The sequence below is a fragment of the Desulfoluna spongiiphila genome (genome assembly GCF_900101345.1).
Taxonomy (GTDB): domain Bacteria; phylum Desulfobacterota; class Desulfobacteria; order Desulfobacterales; family Desulfolunaceae; genus Desulfoluna; species Desulfoluna spongiiphila.
The window spans coordinates 171,996-188,849 of record NZ_FMUX01000006.1 but is presented as its reverse complement, the minus strand read 5'-3'; the positions used below and the strand labels follow the sequence as shown (position 1 = coordinate 188,849).

At 59.3% G+C, this 16,854-nt stretch carries 11 protein-coding genes and 1 pseudogene; 9 read left to right on the top strand and 3 right to left on the bottom strand.

Translation table 11 applies throughout. From position 1 onward, the window contains the following. Positions 1-46 precede the first annotated feature (46 nt). From BLQ12_RS10385 to BLQ12_RS28325, 3 genes and pseudogenes are all read right to left on the bottom strand, one after another. Positions 47-1,957, bottom strand: a complete 1,911-nt coding sequence (locus BLQ12_RS10385) for a methyl-accepting chemotaxis protein (protein WP_092210582.1) — start codon at positions 1,955-1,957, stop codon at positions 47-49. A 250-nt stretch (positions 1,958-2,207) separates the two neighbouring features. Then, a complete protein-coding gene (locus tag BLQ12_RS10380; protein ID WP_254782037.1) occupies positions 2,208-2,978 on the bottom strand; it encodes a substrate-binding domain-containing protein in 771 nt (256 codons plus the stop codon). Positions 2,979-3,017: 39 nt separating this feature from the next. Then, positions 3,018-3,119, bottom strand: a pseudogene (locus BLQ12_RS28325) (twin-arginine translocation signal domain-containing protein); the annotation flags it as partial. Positions 3,120-3,431: 312 nt separating this feature from the next. Here BLQ12_RS28325 and BLQ12_RS27390 point away from each other — a divergent pair. The 9 genes from BLQ12_RS27390 (at position 3,432) to BLQ12_RS10340 (ending at position 16,852) form a co-directional block, all read left to right on the top strand. Beyond that, a complete protein-coding gene (locus tag BLQ12_RS27390; RefSeq protein WP_175469638.1) occupies positions 3,432-3,605 on the top strand; it encodes a hypothetical protein in 174 nt (57 codons plus the stop codon). A 201-nt stretch (positions 3,606-3,806) separates the two neighbouring features. Next, positions 3,807-5,147: a sigma-54 interaction domain-containing protein gene (locus tag BLQ12_RS10375; protein WP_175469637.1), complete on the top strand. Its 1,341-nt coding sequence runs from the start codon at positions 3,807-3,809 to the stop codon at positions 5,145-5,147. Between the two features lie 310 nt (positions 5,148-5,457). Next, entirely contained in the window at positions 5,458-6,330 is an 873-nt protein-coding gene (locus BLQ12_RS10370) for an ABC transporter substrate-binding protein (protein WP_092210580.1), read from the top strand. A 40-nt stretch (positions 6,331-6,370) separates the two neighbouring features. Further along, positions 6,371-8,401, top strand: a complete 2,031-nt coding sequence (locus BLQ12_RS10365) for a TonB-dependent receptor domain-containing protein (protein WP_175469636.1) — start codon at positions 6,371-6,373, stop codon at positions 8,399-8,401. Positions 8,402-9,252: 851 nt separating this feature from the next. Further along, positions 9,253-11,103, top strand: coding sequence for an extracellular solute-binding protein (locus BLQ12_RS10360; protein WP_175469635.1), 1,851 nt, complete (start codon positions 9,253-9,255; stop codon positions 11,101-11,103). Next, the gene (locus BLQ12_RS10355; RefSeq protein ID WP_092210577.1) at positions 11,103-12,200 is read left to right on the top strand and encodes a microcin C ABC transporter permease YejB; all 1,098 of its coding nucleotides are present in this window, start codon (positions 11,103-11,105) and stop codon (positions 12,198-12,200) included. Before BLQ12_RS10360 ends, BLQ12_RS10355 begins: the two co-directional genes overlap by 1 nt. Positions 12,201-12,202: 2 nt before the next feature. After that, entirely contained in the window at positions 12,203-13,237 is a 1,035-nt protein-coding gene (locus BLQ12_RS10350) for an ABC transporter permease (RefSeq protein ID WP_092210658.1), read from the top strand. Between the two features lie 352 nt (positions 13,238-13,589). Next, entirely contained in the window at positions 13,590-15,182 is a 1,593-nt protein-coding gene (locus BLQ12_RS10345; RefSeq protein WP_092210576.1) for an ABC transporter ATP-binding protein, read from the top strand. Positions 15,183-15,340: 158 nt separating this feature from the next. Then, positions 15,341-16,852, top strand: a complete 1,512-nt coding sequence (locus BLQ12_RS10340) for a DUF2868 domain-containing protein (protein WP_139163934.1) — start codon at positions 15,341-15,343, stop codon at positions 16,850-16,852. Positions 16,853-16,854: the final 2 nt, after the last annotated feature.

The window sequence follows — 16,854 nt, the reverse complement described above, 5'->3', positions numbered from 1 at the left end:
GAAGGCTGCGTTTTGGAGCTGAATCATTGCCCCAATCCTCTGGTTGTCACGCAAGCCTGAACCGGCCGACGACGCCCGTCAGCTCCCGGGAAAGTTCGATCAGGGCCCCGGCACTGCGATTCACCAGGCGGCTGCTGTCGGACATCTCCCCGGATGTCCGGCTCGACTCTGCAATGTCCCTTGAAATCCCCGCAAAGGTATCGGAGGCCCCGGCAATATTCCGGTTGATCTCGGAGATCCCTGCGGAGACATCCCCCACATGGGCCACGATGGCGTCGGTGAGTTCCCGCTGCTCTTCCAGGCTCCCTGCGGTGGCTCGCACGATGCCGTCCACCCGGTCCAGGCCGCCTGCCAGGCCGTCCACCGTTGTCAAGACCTCTGCCGCAGAACGGCTCACGGCCTCTGTTTTTTGCTGAATGAGCTCGGAGGCCCGGGATACCTGTGCTGCCAGCTCCTTGACTTCCGAGGCCACCACGGCAAAGCCTGCCCCTGCGCTTCCGGCCCGGGCTGCTTCGATGGTTGCGTTCAGGGCCAGCAAATTGGTCTGAGCCGCGATGTCGTGGATGCCTTCGGCGATGCCCCCGATCTCCCCTGTGGCCGCATCAAAGGCGCGAAAGGCTGTGCGTGCCTCGCCCAGGGCCGACACCGTATTTTCCGTGATGCCCCGGGCTTTTTCCGCCCTGACGGTCAACTGCTCGATGGACTCTTTCACCCCGGAGGAAGCACCGGAGATTTCCCCGGCACCCCGGGCAGACTCCCCAATGGCGCTGCCGATGGCAGCCATGGTAAGTGCCAGCCGTTCCGAAGCCGACGCTGTGGCGGACACCTTGTCGCTGACGGCCTCTGAATGGGAGGCCATGTCCTCGGACGTGGCGGCGAGATCTCCGGAGGAGGCGGTCAGGGCTTCGGAGGCCTCGGCGCATTTCTCGATGAGCCCGCTCAAGTGTTCGGCCATGCGATTCTGAGCCCGGACCAGATCCCCGATCTCATCGTGCCGGTCCGTCTCCATGCGGCCGGACAGATCGCCTGCCGCTATTTTTACGGAAAAAGCGCAAAGGGATGTAAGGGCCCCGGACAGACGCCGTGAATACAAAAAAGTGGTAAGGCACCCAAACCCCAGCACCGCAGCGCCCACAAACACAGAGGTGAACTCGATCTGACGGAGAACGGCTTCCACCTGGCGGGTCTCTTCAAACAGGGCCAGCAGACACACAGAGTCTGTTCCGCCCGCTGCCACGGGGACAAAGCGAAGGACTCCCCGGCTCTCGCCCAGAAGGGCTTGGCGGTGGACCTGTGGAAACGTGCCATGGATAGAAACCTCAGGTACCGATGAAAACCCACCGGCATCCGATGAGGCACGAAGGCGATACACCTCCCCTTCCCGCTCATAAAGGGCGCAGGCTCCCAGGCCACCTCGAAGAAGAGTGGCCATAAAGGCATCATCCAATGCCCGCCGGATCACCATGGTCCCCAGGAAACTCTCCTTATGGTAGACAGGGCTTGCAAAGGCCATCTCCAGTACACCGCTCCGGGTCTCCATGCCGCCTGCAACAGCTCCCTTTGCCATCTTATCAACCGTGACCTTTCGGCCAACCGGTCCCGGATCGCCGACCACGCAGTTGCCCTTCCGGTCGAACACCGCCACCCCGTCGTAGGAGAGCACCCGTTTCATAAAGCCGACCCTGGCCTGGAGGTTTTCGTATTTCTTCGTGAACCGGGCCGCCTTCATCAGGCGAATGATCTCCCGGTCTGCTGCCATGCGGCCAAGGTCGGCCTCCATGCCCGCGTACATCGCAGAGAGCCTCTTCCCCATGGCCGAAGCCCGGGAGGCGAGTTCGTTCTCCTGGGCATCCATCAATATGCGGCCGGAGTTGATGTGGATGGGGATGATGATGGAGGCCACAGCCAGAATCAAAATAGCGCAAAAAAAAAGGCTGAGCTTGCTTCCGATGTTCATGATCGTTCTCTCTTTCAAAACAATAGGCCCCCTTGCCGCATGGCACAGGGGCCGTTATGAACATGCCTCCGGCGGCCCTGCCGGGGACCAAACTTTTGAAACGTTTGACAAACAGGTTTTAAAAACAATACCGGCTGGCCCAATGCTGCCGATATGCCTAATGTGCCGGAACGTTTTTGCGGAGCTTTTTTTAAAAAGCGACCCGCCGGAGGCAAACTGACTAATTACAAAAAAATGAAACAAACGGGCATCAGAACCCGGCCTTGAGCCAGTCCATGGAAAAGCCTTTCTCCATGAGGGCCGTACCGTGGGGGCCCTTGGCAAAGGCCAGAAAACGGGTTGCGGCATCCGAGGCGTTGGTGCGGCTCACCAGGCTGCGCGGGGCAAGGAAGGGGTACCGGCCGTTCTTCTCGGACGCCCGGCACGGAGACACACCGTCCACGTCCAGATGCTTTGAGTTGGCATCGAAAAACATCCGCGGCACCATGGCAACGGCCATCTCGTTTGCCGCGATCTCATCGAGCTGGTTGTCCGTCACCTCCACGTACATCACCGCGTCTTCGAGACGCTCGGTGTTTTTCCTGATGCCCCTTTCCGCAAGGGCCTTGTCCAGCAAAGTGTCGTAGCTTGCCCCGCACCGCTGCTTGTACAAAAGGATCTCCATGTCCTTGCCGCCCACCTCTTTCCAGTTCGTGATGCGCCCGGCAAAAATCTCAAGGACCTGTCTCTCCGTCAGGCTGTTCACAGGGTTTGCCTTGCTCACAGCAACCGCATAGGCCATGGGGTCAAGGGGTGTCTCCACCAGGCCCGCGGCTTTTTCACCGTCGGTCAGAGGCCTTAAAAGCGTCCCGATATCGGCAGCGCCCGAGCGAACAGCGGCCACCCCCGCCTCCAGCCCGGCGCAGTCCTCGTTCATGGAAAACGCAAAAGGGGTCTCGCTGCGAAAGGGGTTGGGAAACCCCTCCTGGGTCTCATGGGTGACGACGACGCTGTTGAAGATACACCGACCGGTTACGGCCACTGTGAGATCCCGCCCGGGCCCGGCAAAAAGGCTTCCCGGAAATAACGAAGATGCCGCGATAAGAGCCCCCGCCCCTGCCGCCGACCGTTTCAAAAAATCGCGCCGTGAACATGTTGCCCCACATGTGCATGCTCTTGTCATGATACCTCTCCCTTTTACATTTTTTTACATTCATAAATCTTTTTGGCTTGCCAAACAAATACGCATGGCCGAGATAGATATGGAAGCCACAAACCTTTGTCAACAGCAAAATAAGGCAATGAAGCGTCAACCGGGTTTCACCATAAAATCAGCCGTCAACCGATCCATCAATAAAACAACATCATAGGAATCAAACGGCACACGACGTGGCCGCACTGATTTTTCAGCATGGACGCGTCTTGGCCGCCTATTCCGCAACACAACCGCATGATGAAGGGCGAATTATCCCGTTGCTCCGGAGGGGCTGGATCAATGCATTTAGATTTTGCCTCCGGCGGCCCTGCCGGGGGACAAACCTTTGAAAAGTTTGACAAACAGGCATTGAGTTCGATGTTGGTTCATTCAAATATGCTCGTATTTCCAATTATTTCGCCTGGTGTGCATACCTGCGCTTTTATTGCTCAGCCCCCTGGGGTTGAACAATAAAAGCGCAGGCAACCGAAATATTTTGCGGAGCTTTTTTCAAAAAGCGACCCGCCGGAGGCAGCTTGCAGTTAAATGCGTTTGACCTGGGCAGCCCTGCCGGGCGCCTTGACAAATGGCGACTGGCAGACTATGACCGTATTTTTTTTAGGCAAAACAAAATTTATTATGACAAACAAAAAATATAGAAGGATAGTCCGACTGATGATATCCCACGACACCCTCATGAGAAACCTCCCCGGCATGGTCTACCGAAGGGTCAACGACGGCAACTGGAGCATCGACTATGTCAGCGAAGGGGCTCGCAAGCTCTTTGGGGAGACGCCCTACCAAATGATCCTGACCCGGCGCGCCAAGCTGGCCAACCTGGTCCATGAGGCATGTGTCGACGAGGTCATCCGAGCCTCTGAGCAGGCCATGGCCGGGCACAAACCCTACCAGCTTATCTACCGCGTCAACTCCCTGACCGAGCGGGACAAGTGGGTCTGGGACCGGGGGGAAGGCATCTATAACGATGCGGGGTCCCTCATCGCAGCCGAGGGGTTCATCACCGATTTTACCGAGCACAAGGAGATGGAAGAGGAGCTGCGCGAAGAGATCCGCCGCCTGAAAGACCAGGTGGCGCTGAAAACAGGATTTCATGCCATGACGGGCGCATCCCCTGCCATGCAGGAACTCTACGCCATGATCGAAAAAGCAGCCGAAACCACGGCCCCGGTCATCGTCAACGGAGAGTCCGGCACCGGCAAAGAGCTGGTCTCCCGCACCATCCATGACATCGGCCCCAGAAAGGGAAAAAACTTTGTACCGGTCAACTGCGGCGCCATCCCGGAAAACCTCATGGAATCCGAGTTCTTCGGGCACTGCAAGGGTGCCTTTTCCGGGGCCCATTCCGACCGGGAAGGCCTGTTGGACAAGGCCGACGGCGGCACCCTCTTTCTGGATGAAATCGGTGAGATCGGGCTTTCCATGCAGACCAAGCTCCTTCGGGCCATTGAGGGCGGCGGATATACCCCGGTGGGGGGACGGCAGGTGAAGGTCCCGGATATCCGCATCGTCTCTGCCACCAACCGGGACCTTGCAGAGCTGGTTCGCCGCGGAAAGATGCGCGAGGATTTCTTCTACAGAATCCACGTGGTCCCCATCACGGTGCCGCCCTTGCGGGAGCGACGGGCCGATATCCCCCTTCTGGTGGACCGTTTCATCAAGGCCTGGCCCGGGGGAACAAAGCCCGGACCGTCTGAAATGTCCGCCATCATGGCCTACGACTGGCCGGGAAACATCCGGGAACTGGAAAACGTCCTCAGGCGCTACGCCACCCTGGGCCGCCTGGACCTGCCCACCGCCTGCCGGGCCCCGGCAAACTGCCCGGGCATGGAGCGGGGGCCCCTCAAGGCCCGCCTGGCCGCCCTGGAAAAGCAGATGATCGAAAAGGCGCTAAAGGACCACAACCACAATCGCACCCGCGCCGCGTCCGAGCTGGCCATTGACCGGCGCTCCCTCTATACCAAAATCAAGGCGTACAACATCTCGCCCGGTGAGTGACGGGAAGAAATCCCCCGCACCGGGGGTTTTCTTCACTCGCCCGTCAAAGGGCTCGCCTTCCGGGGCTTTCCGTGGGGAAGACGCGCAACGTCGGGAAGGTGGCTTCCCATTGCCAAAAAATCAGGCAAGCCAAAAAAATTACAGTTAATGAAAATAATTTACAGACCTTATGGCATTTGCACTCAGGTTGGCCCGCAATATGCTCTATCTCCCGGTACGCAAATGAACCCCATGGGCCTTTGCCGGCGTCACGAGCCGTCCCACAGGTCGGAGTCAACGCCGCCACGCCCTGCAACCGAAGGAGAATACCATGTCCGAACCAACCGAAATGCGGAACCTCATCATGATCGGCGACAAGCTGGCCCACACCGCAAGGGCCCTGGGGGTCCTGCCCCGGGCCATGGTCACCAGCCAGATCCCCCTCATCGAAGACTTTTTTCCCGGCATCGACCACCTGGAGTGCACCCGCTGCATCATGACCACCAAGCGGCGCATCCTCCACACCGCCGCCAAGCGGGGCGGAATACAAAAAATCCTGTTGGAAAAGGACACCGCCACCAGCGACTACTGGTGCGGGCTCAACCCCTCTGAGATGGAAAGCGAGCTCACCTCCGACGGCTACGAGGTGTCGGTGGTGGACTTTTCACAGGGGATTCACCACGGCATCCGCGACACAGGAAGGGTCTTGGAACGGGACAAGCTGGCGGAACGGCTGGTCAGGCACTACGACGCCCAGCTTGAGGAGGTCAACGCCCTCCTGCCCTTAGGGGGCAAAAAATGCGTTGCCGCCTTCGTCGGCTTCATGCACCCCATGACCCACGAAAACTTCCTGATCCCCCAGGCGTGCGACAGTTTTCTCAACCAAAAGGTCATGGAACCCCTGGGATTGGACAACGCCCTGGACGGCCTGGGCCCCTTGGATGAATTGCCTCCGGCCGAGATGCTGCAACGGCTCACCCAAACCGCCCCGGAGGTCATCGTGATCACCGGAAACGCCCAGGCAGGGCTCATGGCCATCCGGGACGCGACCGACGCCGACCCCGCCTTCCGGGAGGTTCCCGCCGTAAAAAACCACGCTATCCACGCCCTGCCCGCCTGTAGCGGCGGGGAGCCTGCGGACTATCCGCAGATCCTCGGCGCATGGGCCCACGCCCTTGGACACAAAGAGCGTGGAACGATTTGACCCGTAGCGACGGGACACAAAGCAATACCAGGAGATGAACGTGAAAAAGCAAATGTTGAAATTACCCGTGATGGTGTGCATGGCCCTCATGGCCACCCAGGCCCTGGCCGACGAACCGAACATCCCGGCCCCCCCCCAGGAGGCCCCGGCTGTCGCCACACGTATGGACAGCATGGTGGTCACCGCCACACGCACAAAAACCAGTGCCTTCAACGTGCCCGCCTCGGCCTCAGTGGTGGATGCGGACACCATCGAGCAGGACCGGCCCGACAACCTGGCCGACATCCTGGAGAGCATCCCCGGCGTGGACATATCAGGAGACGCGGCCCACGCCCAGCAACCGGCCTTAAGGGGCCTGCCCGAAAGCCAGACCATCATCAAGGTGGACGGGGCCCGTGAAAACTACGTGCAAAAAGCTGGGGACGCCCAGTCCACCATCCTGGTGGACCCGGATCTTTTAAAAGAGGTGGAGGTGGTCCGTGGACCGGCATCGGTGATGCACGGGGCCGGAGGCATCGGCGGGGTGATCTCCCTCACCACCAAGGACGCGGCCGACCTGTTGAAACCCGGTCGGAACGTCGGGGCCATTGTCAAGGGCGGGGTCAGCACCGCCGGAGACGAAACCCATGGCACCGCCGCAGCCTTCGGGCGGTACGGCAACCTCGATATCCTGGCCACCGGAACCCTGCGGGACTTGGGCGATGTGGAGACAAGCACCGAAGAAGAGGACAAGGAGACCGTCAAACGGGACGGCAAAATCAAAAACGCCATGGTCAAGGCCACCTACACGCCGTCGGATGCCCACACCTTTTCCCTCAACGCCACCCGCTTTGACCAGGACATCACCTATGACAAGGATGATTCCCGCTACCAGGCCGAGCAGGACAAACTGATCGGCTCCTGGCGCCTGACGCCCGACAGCCCCCTGGTAGACGCGAAAATCACCGCCCTCTGGTCCAAGCGCGACGAAACCGTGGAGAACAACATCACCGACAAGCTGGAGTTCACCTCCATGGGCATCGACGCCCAGAACATCATGGCATTCAACACCGGAAACCGCGTCTCCCACCGGCTCGTCTTCGGAGCGGACGCCTACAAGGATGAATACACGCCCAAGGCAGGGGATCCCGCCATGGCCTACACCAACCCTCCGGGCCACGGCGAGGACGCCGGGGCCTTCATCCAGGACGAAATCGCCGTGCCCGGCGGTGTCACCCTGATCCCGGCGCTGCGGTACACCTGGTACTCCCGCACCGGCGAGAACTCCGAGTCCCCGGACGGCACCGAAGACCGAGTCTCCCCCAAGATGACCGTAGACTGGAAGCCTGTGCCCTGGGCCGGATTCCACACCACCTACGCCGAGTCCTTTCGGGCACCCCTGGTCAGTGAAATGTTCACGGAGCTCGACAGCCCCCACCCCTTCAACCCCATGATCCGGGTCAAGGTCCTTGCCAACCCGGACCTGAAGCCGGAGCAGGCCGACACCTGGGAATGGGGCGCGCGTTTCGCCTTTGACGGGCTCCTCAGCGATAACGACGCCCTGCGCATCAAAGGGGTCTACTTCCAGGAAAAAATCGAGGACCTCATCGACGCTGAAATCCTCCAGACGCCCGCCCCGCCGGATTTCGAATTCGTCTCCACCATGGTAAACGTGGAATCCGTCAAACGGGAAGGCTACGAGCTGGAGATGGCCTACAAAATAAAGAACCTGTCCCTCCTCCTGGGGCACTCCAAAATCAAGGGCCGGGACGAGAAAACCAAAGAAAACGCAGGCGAGACCCCCGCCACCACCCTGGTGCGGGCCGACTACCTCATCAAGGCCCTGAACCTCAAGCTGGGCTGGCGCGCCCGATTCGTGGAGAGCTTTGAAAACGGCGACGACGAATACGAGGCCTATGAGGTCCACAGCCTCTCCTCCACCTTCAGGCCCTCCTGGTTCAAAAACCGGGACCTGGCCCTCTACCTCAACGTGGACAACCTCTTTGACGAATCCTACGACGCCTACCACTTCAAAAACAGCGGCCCCGGCGGCGCAAGGAGCATCAAGGCAGGGATGAGTATGATGTTTTAACAGGGGAAAGCATGTAACAAAGCAGCCTCCGGCGGCCCTGCCGGGGGCTGAACAGTTAAAAACTGTCTAACAAACAGGCTTCAAAAGTTCTTCTTGAATGAAGTTTGGGCCTCGGCCTTCAAAAAAACGAGAAAAATCGACCCAAACGGAGCGCCGCACTCCGGTGCGGCTTTTTGGTCCGTCGTTACCCGTGCCGCACAGGAGTGCGGCGCTCCAGGCGACAAGGGTGTTCGGAGGGTGATGCAAATAGGCCGATGACCCAAGCGATGATCAAGGCCGACGTTTGTTTGAAAGGCGGGTGTGGCTTGACCCGAGGAACGAGGGGAAAGCGCATTGTATCATTCGAACGAAGAAACCCTGATACAGGATATCGCCCCTTACCCTCGTTATTCAGCACGGGCGAAGCCCGTCAGGGAATGTGATGAGCCTGAGGAATCCGCACATGCCCATGCGAGGGTGTCACCAATAAGCCGACGTCACCGGACTACCGCGCGACAAGCGAAGGCGAAAGAGCATTCCCGAACCTGGGATCCAGGGGATTTATTCCCTGGCCACCGGAGGCAGTCCGATTAAAGCTGATAGTCAACAGGTTACGTGAATGAGTCCTGGTCTTTCAAGGCTTATGGGACAGCTCGTACAAACCACCAACTTATGTATCGGGCGAAGCCCGAGCCGAAGGCGTTTGCGCATTTTCCTGAGGAACGAAGGAAAATGCGCAAATGCAATAAGCTTTCGAGGTGGCTCACCTCGCCGCCGGAGGCCTGCTTTTTCCACTCACGTTAACCATAGAAGGCACGCTTTTACCACACAACCCTTCCGGTGAGCCGGAAGCCAGACAAGGTATGTCCATCATGAAGTTTAGTATTCCCCTGATTGTGCTCGTTCTTTTTGTGCTGACCATCTCCACAGCACGTGCGGAAAGCCCGGGCGTTGTTTTTTCCCACGCCTTAAGTTCCGGGGGGGTGCCAAAATACAAGGCGGGGTTCGAGCATTTTGATTACGTGAACCCGAACGCCCCCAAGGGTGGGACCCTGCGGGATTTTTCCCTGGGCAATTTCAACAGTTTCAACCCGTTTATCCTCAGAGGGGAATGTGCTGCCGGGGCGGAGCTGGTCTACGACAGCCTCATGGTGGCATCCGGCGACGAGGACGGGGTGTACTACGGACTGCTGGCAGAGGGGGTAGAGATGCCTGAAAACCGTTCCTGGATTATCTTCCACCTGAGAAAAGAAGCCCGCTTCCATGACGGAACCCCGGTGACGGCCACAGATGTGGTCTTCTCGTACAACGCCCTGATCAACAACTTCGGCAACACCCTGAAAAAGTACTACGAAGAGATCAAAAGGGTGGAGGCCCTGGGCCCCTACCGGGTGAAATTCGATTTCAAAGCCAGGGCAAGCCGCGAGCTTCCCGGCATCCTGGCCCAGCTCGCCGTCTTGCCGGAGCATGCCTGGCGCATGCGGGATTTTTTCGCCACCACCCTGGACCTTCCCTTGGGAAGCGGGCCTTACCGCATCGCCTCCTTCAAGCAGGGACGAAGCATCACCTACGAGCGCGTCAAGGACTACTGGGCCCGGGACCTTCCTGTCTGTCGCGGACAGTATAATTTCGACGTCATCACCTTCGATTACTTCCGGGACGGCACCGTGGCCCTTGAGGCCTTCAGAGCCGGGCTCTACGACTACCGTTTCGAAAACTCAGCCAAGACCTGGGCCACCATGTACAAAGGGCCGGCCTTTGCCCGGGGCGAGATCAAGTGCGCCACCCTACCCCACCGGCTTCCCCAGGGCATGGAAGGCTTGGTGTTCAACACCCGCAGGCCGGTGTTCAAGAATCCCCGGGTACGCTATGCCCTCCTCCTTGCCTTTGATTACGGATGGGCGAAAAAACGGCTCTACTATGGCGAACCCCGGCGCTTCACCAGCTACTTTTTTAATTCAGATTTTTCAGCGCCTCCCCTTCCCGGCCCGGAGGAGACGGCCCTTCTATCCCCGTTTAAGGACGAACTGCCCAAGGAGGTGTTCACCTCCCCCTACCGAATCCCGGAGTCGGACGGATCCGGGTTAATCCGGGAACGCCTCATCCGGGCTGCCCAGATACTCAAGGAAGAGGGGTGGCGCATCAAAGACAACCGGCTTGTCTACGGAAGGGAAAAGGGCCCCATAAAGCAGGGGAGCCCATTTCGGTTCCAGTTCCTCTCCGACTCGCCAGCCACGGACCGGCTCCTGCTGCCGTTTCAAAAGAACCTGTCCCGCCTGGGAATCGAGATGATCATCCACCGCAGTGACTCGGCCCAGTACACTCTGCGCATGCGAAACTACGATTACGACATGATCAACGCAGGCTTCGGCTGCATGCCCACCCCGGGGATGGAGATGAAACTCTACTGGCACTCGGAGAGCGCCGACCGGAAAGGGGCCCGGAACCTTGCCGGGGTCAAGAGCCCGGCCGTTGATTTCCTGGTGGAGAAAATCCTCTCCGCACCGGACCGCAACACACTCGTTTTCGCCATGCACGCCCTGGATCGGGTACTGCTTCAGGGAACCTACATGATCCCCTTCGGCACGGTGAGCCACTACCGGCTGGCCTACAGGGATAAATTTGACATGCCCAAGGTCATCCCCGGCAAGAAACCCGGGGTCGCCACCTGGTGGGTACGTCCGGGCAAAGACGCCGTTCAGGCAGGCCCCAAGGAGATATGATGGGCGGATACATTCTCAAGCGAATTTTCTATATGGTCCCCACCCTCCTGGGGATCCTCACCGTGAACTTTTTTGTGATCCAACTGGCACCGGGAGGACCGGTGGAGCAGGTGATTTCCAAAATGCAAGGGGACCGCCGGTCGGTGCTTGAACGCATCACCGGCCAGGACGGGGACCTGGTGAGCACGCCGGACACCTCCCTTAACCGGGTCAACCGGTACAAGGGGGCCAGCGGGGTCTCCCCTGAGATGATCCGGGAGATCGAAAAACAGTTCGGGTTCGACAAGCCCGTCCATGAACGCTACCTGAACATGCTGAAAAGCTACCTCTGCTTTGACTTTGGAGAGAGTTTTTTCAGGGACCGGAAGGTGGTGGACATCATCTTTGAAAAAATGCCCGTCTCCATCTCCCTGGGGCTCTGGAGCACCCTGTTGATCTACGGGATCTCCATTCCGTTAGGCATCCGAAAGGCCGTCAACCACGGCACCCGGTTCGACGTGTGGTCCAGCACCGTGGTGATCCTGATGAACTCCATCCCGGTGTTTCTCTTTGCGGTCCTTCTCATCACCGTGTTTGCAGGGGGCAGCTATCTCCAGTGGTTTCCCCTGCGCGGACTGGTCTCGCCGGGGTTTGATGCACTTCCCTTCTGGGGAAAAGTAACCGACTACCTCCACCACCTTTGCCTGCCCATCCTGGCCATGAGCATCGGGGGCATCGCAGGGCTCGCCCTTCTCACCAAAAACTCCTTTCTGGAAGAGATCAACAAGCTCTACGTGGTGACGGCCCGGGCCAAGGGGGTGACCGAAAAAAGGATCCTTCTGGGCCATGTGTTCCGAAACGCCATGATCATCGTCATCTCGGGCCTTCCCGCCACCTTTGTGAGTATCTTTTTCACCGGATCCATGATGATCGAGGTGATCTTCTCCTTAGACGGCATGGGGCTCCTGGGATTCGAGTCCACCATGCAGCGGGACTACCCGGTGATGTTCGCCAACCTCTACATCGGCCTTCTCATGGGCCTGGTCCTGAAGATCATCAGCGACATTACCTATGTGTGGGTGGACCCGCGCATCTCCTTTGACGAAAGCGAGGTATGACCATGGCATGGATCAACCTGTCCCCTATAGGCAAAAGGCGCGTCCGGGCTTTTCGGACAAACCGCCGGGCCTTTTACTCCTTTGTGCTCTTTTCCGTGCTGTTCGCCTTGAGCCTCATGGCCGAGGTCATCGCCAACGACTCGCCCCTCCTGGTGCGATTCCAGGGGCGCTGGTACCTCCCCGTGATTCACGACTACCCCGAAACGGATTTCGGAGGCGTCTTTGAAACCACGGCGGACTTCACCGATCCCCAGGTGCGGGACCTCATCAACGCCCAAGGATGGATGCTCCGGTCCCCCATCCGGTTCCACTACGACACGGTAAACTTTGAGCGCCCGGTCTTCCCGGCACCGCCCAACGGGGAGAACCTGCTGGGAACCGACGACCACGGCAGGGACATCTTCGTCCGGCTTCTCTACGGATTTCGCACCTCGGTGACCTTCGGCATGCTCCTCACCCTCTTCAGCTCGGCCATCGGCGTCACCGTGGGCGCCGTCCAGGGCTACTTCGGCGGAAAAATCGACATGCTGGGCCAGCGGCTCATGGAGATCTGGTCGGGAATGCCCCTGCTCTATATCCTCATCATCATCTCCAGCTTCATCGAGCCGGGGTTCTGGGTCATCCTGGGCATCATGCTCCTCTTCAGCTGGATGGGGCTTGTGGAAGTGGTCAGGGCCGAGTTCCTCCGCTGCAGGAACCTGGAATATGTACGGGCCGCCCGAGCCCTGGGCATCGGGGACCGCAAAATCATGTGGCGGCACGTCCTGCCCAACTCCCTGATCTCGGTGTTCAGCTTCCTGCCCTTTATCCTGAGCGGCTCCATCACCACCCTCACCTCCCTGGACTTCCTGGGCTTCGGCCTGCCCCCGGGCTCCCCGGCCCTGGGGGAACTCCTGGCCCAGGGAAAGGCCAACCAGCACGCACCATGGATCGGCCTCTCCGCCTTTGTGGTCCTGGCCCTCATGCTGAGCCTGCTCGTGTTTATCGGGGAGGGCGTGCGCGACGCCTTTAACCCAAGGCACCAGGCTCGGGGGTGAGCAGCAGGAAAAGAAGCAAAAGCGTGCCTCCGGCGGCCAGGGGATTTTTAGCCTAAGTGGCTTCGCCACCCCTGGACCCCAGGTTCGGGAATGCTCTTTCGCCTTCGTTCCTCAGGCTCATCACATTCCCTGACGGGCTTCGCCCGTGGATACCAACGTAGATGCCACCTTGAAGGCAGGTTTCGGATGCGCTTTGTCCCTCGTTCCTCGGGTCAAATCACATCCGCCCTTAAAAAAGACTTCATCTGAAATCATTTTTTAAGACCTGTTTGTTAAACTTTTTAAACGTTTAGCCCCCGGCAGGGCCGCCGGAGGTATAAACCGAAGAGCAACTATAATTCAGGAGAAATCATTGACCCTACCCCCAGTGTTAAACGTTGAAGACCTGCATATATCCTTTTCTGAAAACGGCATGGAAAAGGAGGTGGTGAAGGGGATCTCCTTTGCCGTCAACCGGGGGGAGATCGTTGCCATCGTGGGCGAGAGCGGGGCGGGCAAATCCGTGGCTGCCCAGTCTGTCTTGCGGCTGCTGCCTGTATCCGGAACCCGTATCCAAGGTGCAATTTCACTTGGGGATCGGAATATCCTGGAATTACCCGAAAAGGAGATGCGATCGATGCGGGGCAAAAGTGCCGGGATGATCTTTCAGGAGCCCATGACCGCCCTGAATCCCCTTCACACCATTGAGAAACAAATCACTGAAGGGATCCTGTCCCATGACAGTTCTGGCAGAAAGAAGGCAAGACAAAAAGCCATAGAGCTTTTAAGTGCCGTGGGCATTGACCATGCCGAAGAACGGCTCGGCCACCACCCCCACCAGCTATCGGGGGGACAGAGGCAGCGGGTGATGATCGCCATGGCCATCGCTTCCAACCCGGGACTTCTTATCGCCGACGAACCCACCACGGCCCTGGACGTCACGGTGCAGGCAAGGGTGCTGGCCTTGCTGTCCGAGCTCAAAGAGACACGCCACATGGGTATCCTGCTCATTACCCACGACCTTGGGGTGGTCCGGCACGTGGCAAACCGGGTGTACGTGATGCGCGGCGGTGAATTCGTCGAAACGGCAACCCCCGAAGAGCTTTTTGAAGCGCCCCGGCATCCCTACACCAAACAGCTTGTGACGGCCCATGCGACGCCAGCAGAACCCCGAAACATGGAAGGGGCTCCGGTGGTCCTCAAAGCTGACGACATCAGGGTCCATTTCCAAAAAGGGGACAGGTTTCTTTTCAAGAAGAGACGTGTCACCCGCGCCGTGGACGGGGTTTCCCTTGAGGTGAAGGCAGGTGAGAGTTTAGGGATCGTTGGGGAAAGCGGCTCCGGAAAATCCACCCTGGCCCTGGCCCTTCTGCGCCTGATCCGGTGCCGGGGCGGCATCGAATTCATGGGGCACAGGCTGGATACTCTGGGGCAGGCAGAGCTCAACCGCATCAGGCAAAACATTCAGGTGGTGTTCCAGGACCCCTTTGCCAGCCTATCCCCCCGCATGAGCGTGCGGGAGATCGTAGCCGAAGGGCTCAGCCACCATGCCAAGGAAACCCGTGGCGACCATCACCGCCTCATCGAAAAAGCCATCACCGAGGTGGGCCTGTCTCCATCAATCCTTGCCCGCTACCCCCACGAATTTTCGGGTGGAGAAAGGCAACGCATCGCCATCGCCAGGGCCCTGGTCCTCAACCCGGCCCTCATCATTCTGGACGAACCCACCTCGGCCCTGGACCGATCCATTCAATTCCAGGTCACCACCCTCCTGAAGTCTCTCCAGAAAACCCGAAATATCGCCTACCTCTTCATCTCCCACGATCTGCGTATTATCCGCTCCCTCTGCGACCGGGTAATGGTGATGAAAGATGGACAAATCGTGGAGTCCGGAAACACCCACCAGATATTTGAAACGCCAGCTCACCCCTACACGAAAGAGCTGCTGGCAGCCGCCCTTTCGTGAGGGGACAGGCTTTTTTTGCAACTCACAAAACCATTCAGCTCAAAATAGCCTCCGACGCCCTGCCGGAGGCCAACGAAACACGACCTTTCGAGCTAAAGCCTTCCTGCCGCACAGCCCCTCCCTTGCCATTTTTCCCCTCCTGCGGTACATCTCAAGGCATGGAAAAACCGTTTCACATCCGCGACCTTCTGGACACCCTGCACTTCCTTTCTATAGACGAAGAGAAGGCCGAAACCGCTGGCCACGCCGAGGTGGACGAGGCAAACCGCCGCCTTGTGGAGAGCCGTGCCGGTGATGACGACCGAAAACGCCTGGAGCGCTGGCTTGCGGCGCGAAGGCAGGCAGACGAGATGAAGAATAAACATCCCGGGGATCTCTTCGGTACGGCATCTGCCCTCCTTTCTGTTCTCCTGGTCTGTTTTGCCGTGACGGCGGGCTATGGCGGGGTGTTTTCATTTCTTGCCTATACGGGCACGGAGCCGGTGAACGTGCTGGTCTTTTTCGTGCTCTTCATCCTGATTCAGGGCATCCTCGCCGCAGGAAGCGCCCTGCCCCTGGCCTTCAGGATCAAGGCCCCGGAGAGCCTCAGCCCCTTCGGGGTGATGGTGGGCCATCTCCTCTCCCGGGCCATGGAAAAAGGATTGAAAAGACTCCCGGCTGAGCGTCGCAGCGAGACCCTGGGGCTGTGGCGGCGGCTCAGGGGAAACTCCCGGGCCTTCGGGCGGACACTTTTTTTCCTTCTTTTCTCACGGGTCCAACTCTTTGCCACGGTCTTTGCGGCCGGGGCCCTCACCGCATTTTGTACGCGGATCCTCTTTTTTGACACGGCCTTCGGGTGGCAGACCACCCTGGGGGAAAGCGCGGCCCCCCAGGTGGTGCATCGCCTGGCCGAAGGAATTGCCCTGCCCTGGTCCTGGTGTTTTCCCCAGGGTGTGGGCACCCCCACCCTTGAGGCCGTGGCCGGAAGCCGTATCCTTTTAAAGGAAGGAATCGAAGGGCTCTCCGGTGCCCACCTCACGGCCTGGTGGCCCTTCCTTGCCATGGGGCTGCTGGTGTATGGCCTGCTGCCCCGGATTTGCCTTCTCATCGCCTCCCGAAGGGGCCTTGGCAAAGCCGTGCACCGGGAACTCCTGGCCTGGCCCCAGGTCCGCCTCCTGCTTGATAGCGTTTCGGGACCGTCCCTTGCCACCCGGGTCACTGAAGCCCGCCGGGCCGAAGAGGCCGAGGCCGAGCTGAACAAACGCAAATCCGTCACCCCCCGGGACAACGGAGACCCCGGCCTCACCCCTGCCCGCCCCACGGTCCTCGTCCCCGAAGAGTTGCAAGACATGATCCCGGAACTTACCCACCATCTGGCCGCCCCCCTGATGGCCCCGGAAATCATCACCGTCTCCATGGAGGCCCCTGCCCAACACCCGAAGCCCCATGGCCGCCTCTACCTGGTTCAGGAGGCGTGGCAGGCGCCCATCCGCGAAACCCTGGACTGGATCGTGGACCTGAGGCAGTCGTGCCCGAAGCACACCCCCCTGACGATTCTTCTCACCGGAGAAATGGCCGAAGGAACCCTGGACGTACCTGAAGAGGGCCATGTGAATATCTGGAGGAAAGTCGTGGCGGCCCTGGCGCTGCCGGGTTTGAGGGTAGAGGTAATAAAGGCAGAGGATAGCTAACA

Bases quoted from the DNA above. Each gene is read 5' to 3' on its own strand.
- BLQ12_RS10385 (WP_092210582.1), bottom strand. From the start codon at position 1,957: ATGAACATCGGAAGCAAGCTCAGCCTTTTTTTTTGCGCTATTTTGATT.
- BLQ12_RS27390 (WP_175469638.1), top strand. From the start codon at position 3,432: ATGCATTTAGATTTTGCCTCCGGCGGCCCTGCCGGGGGACAAACCTTT.
- BLQ12_RS10375 (WP_175469637.1), top strand. From the start codon at position 3,807: ATGATATCCCACGACACCCTCATGAGAAACCTCCCCGGCATGGTCTAC.
- BLQ12_RS10370 (WP_092210580.1), top strand. From the start codon at position 5,458: ATGTCCGAACCAACCGAAATGCGGAACCTCATCATGATCGGCGACAAG.
- BLQ12_RS10360 (WP_175469635.1), top strand. From the start codon at position 9,253: ATGAAGTTTAGTATTCCCCTGATTGTGCTCGTTCTTTTTGTGCTGACC.
- BLQ12_RS10355 (WP_092210577.1), top strand. From the start codon at position 11,103: ATGGGCGGATACATTCTCAAGCGAATTTTCTATATGGTCCCCACCCTC.
- BLQ12_RS10350 (WP_092210658.1), top strand. From the start codon at position 12,203: ATGGCATGGATCAACCTGTCCCCTATAGGCAAAAGGCGCGTCCGGGCT.
- BLQ12_RS10340 (WP_139163934.1), top strand. From the start codon at position 15,341: ATGGAAAAACCGTTTCACATCCGCGACCTTCTGGACACCCTGCACTTC.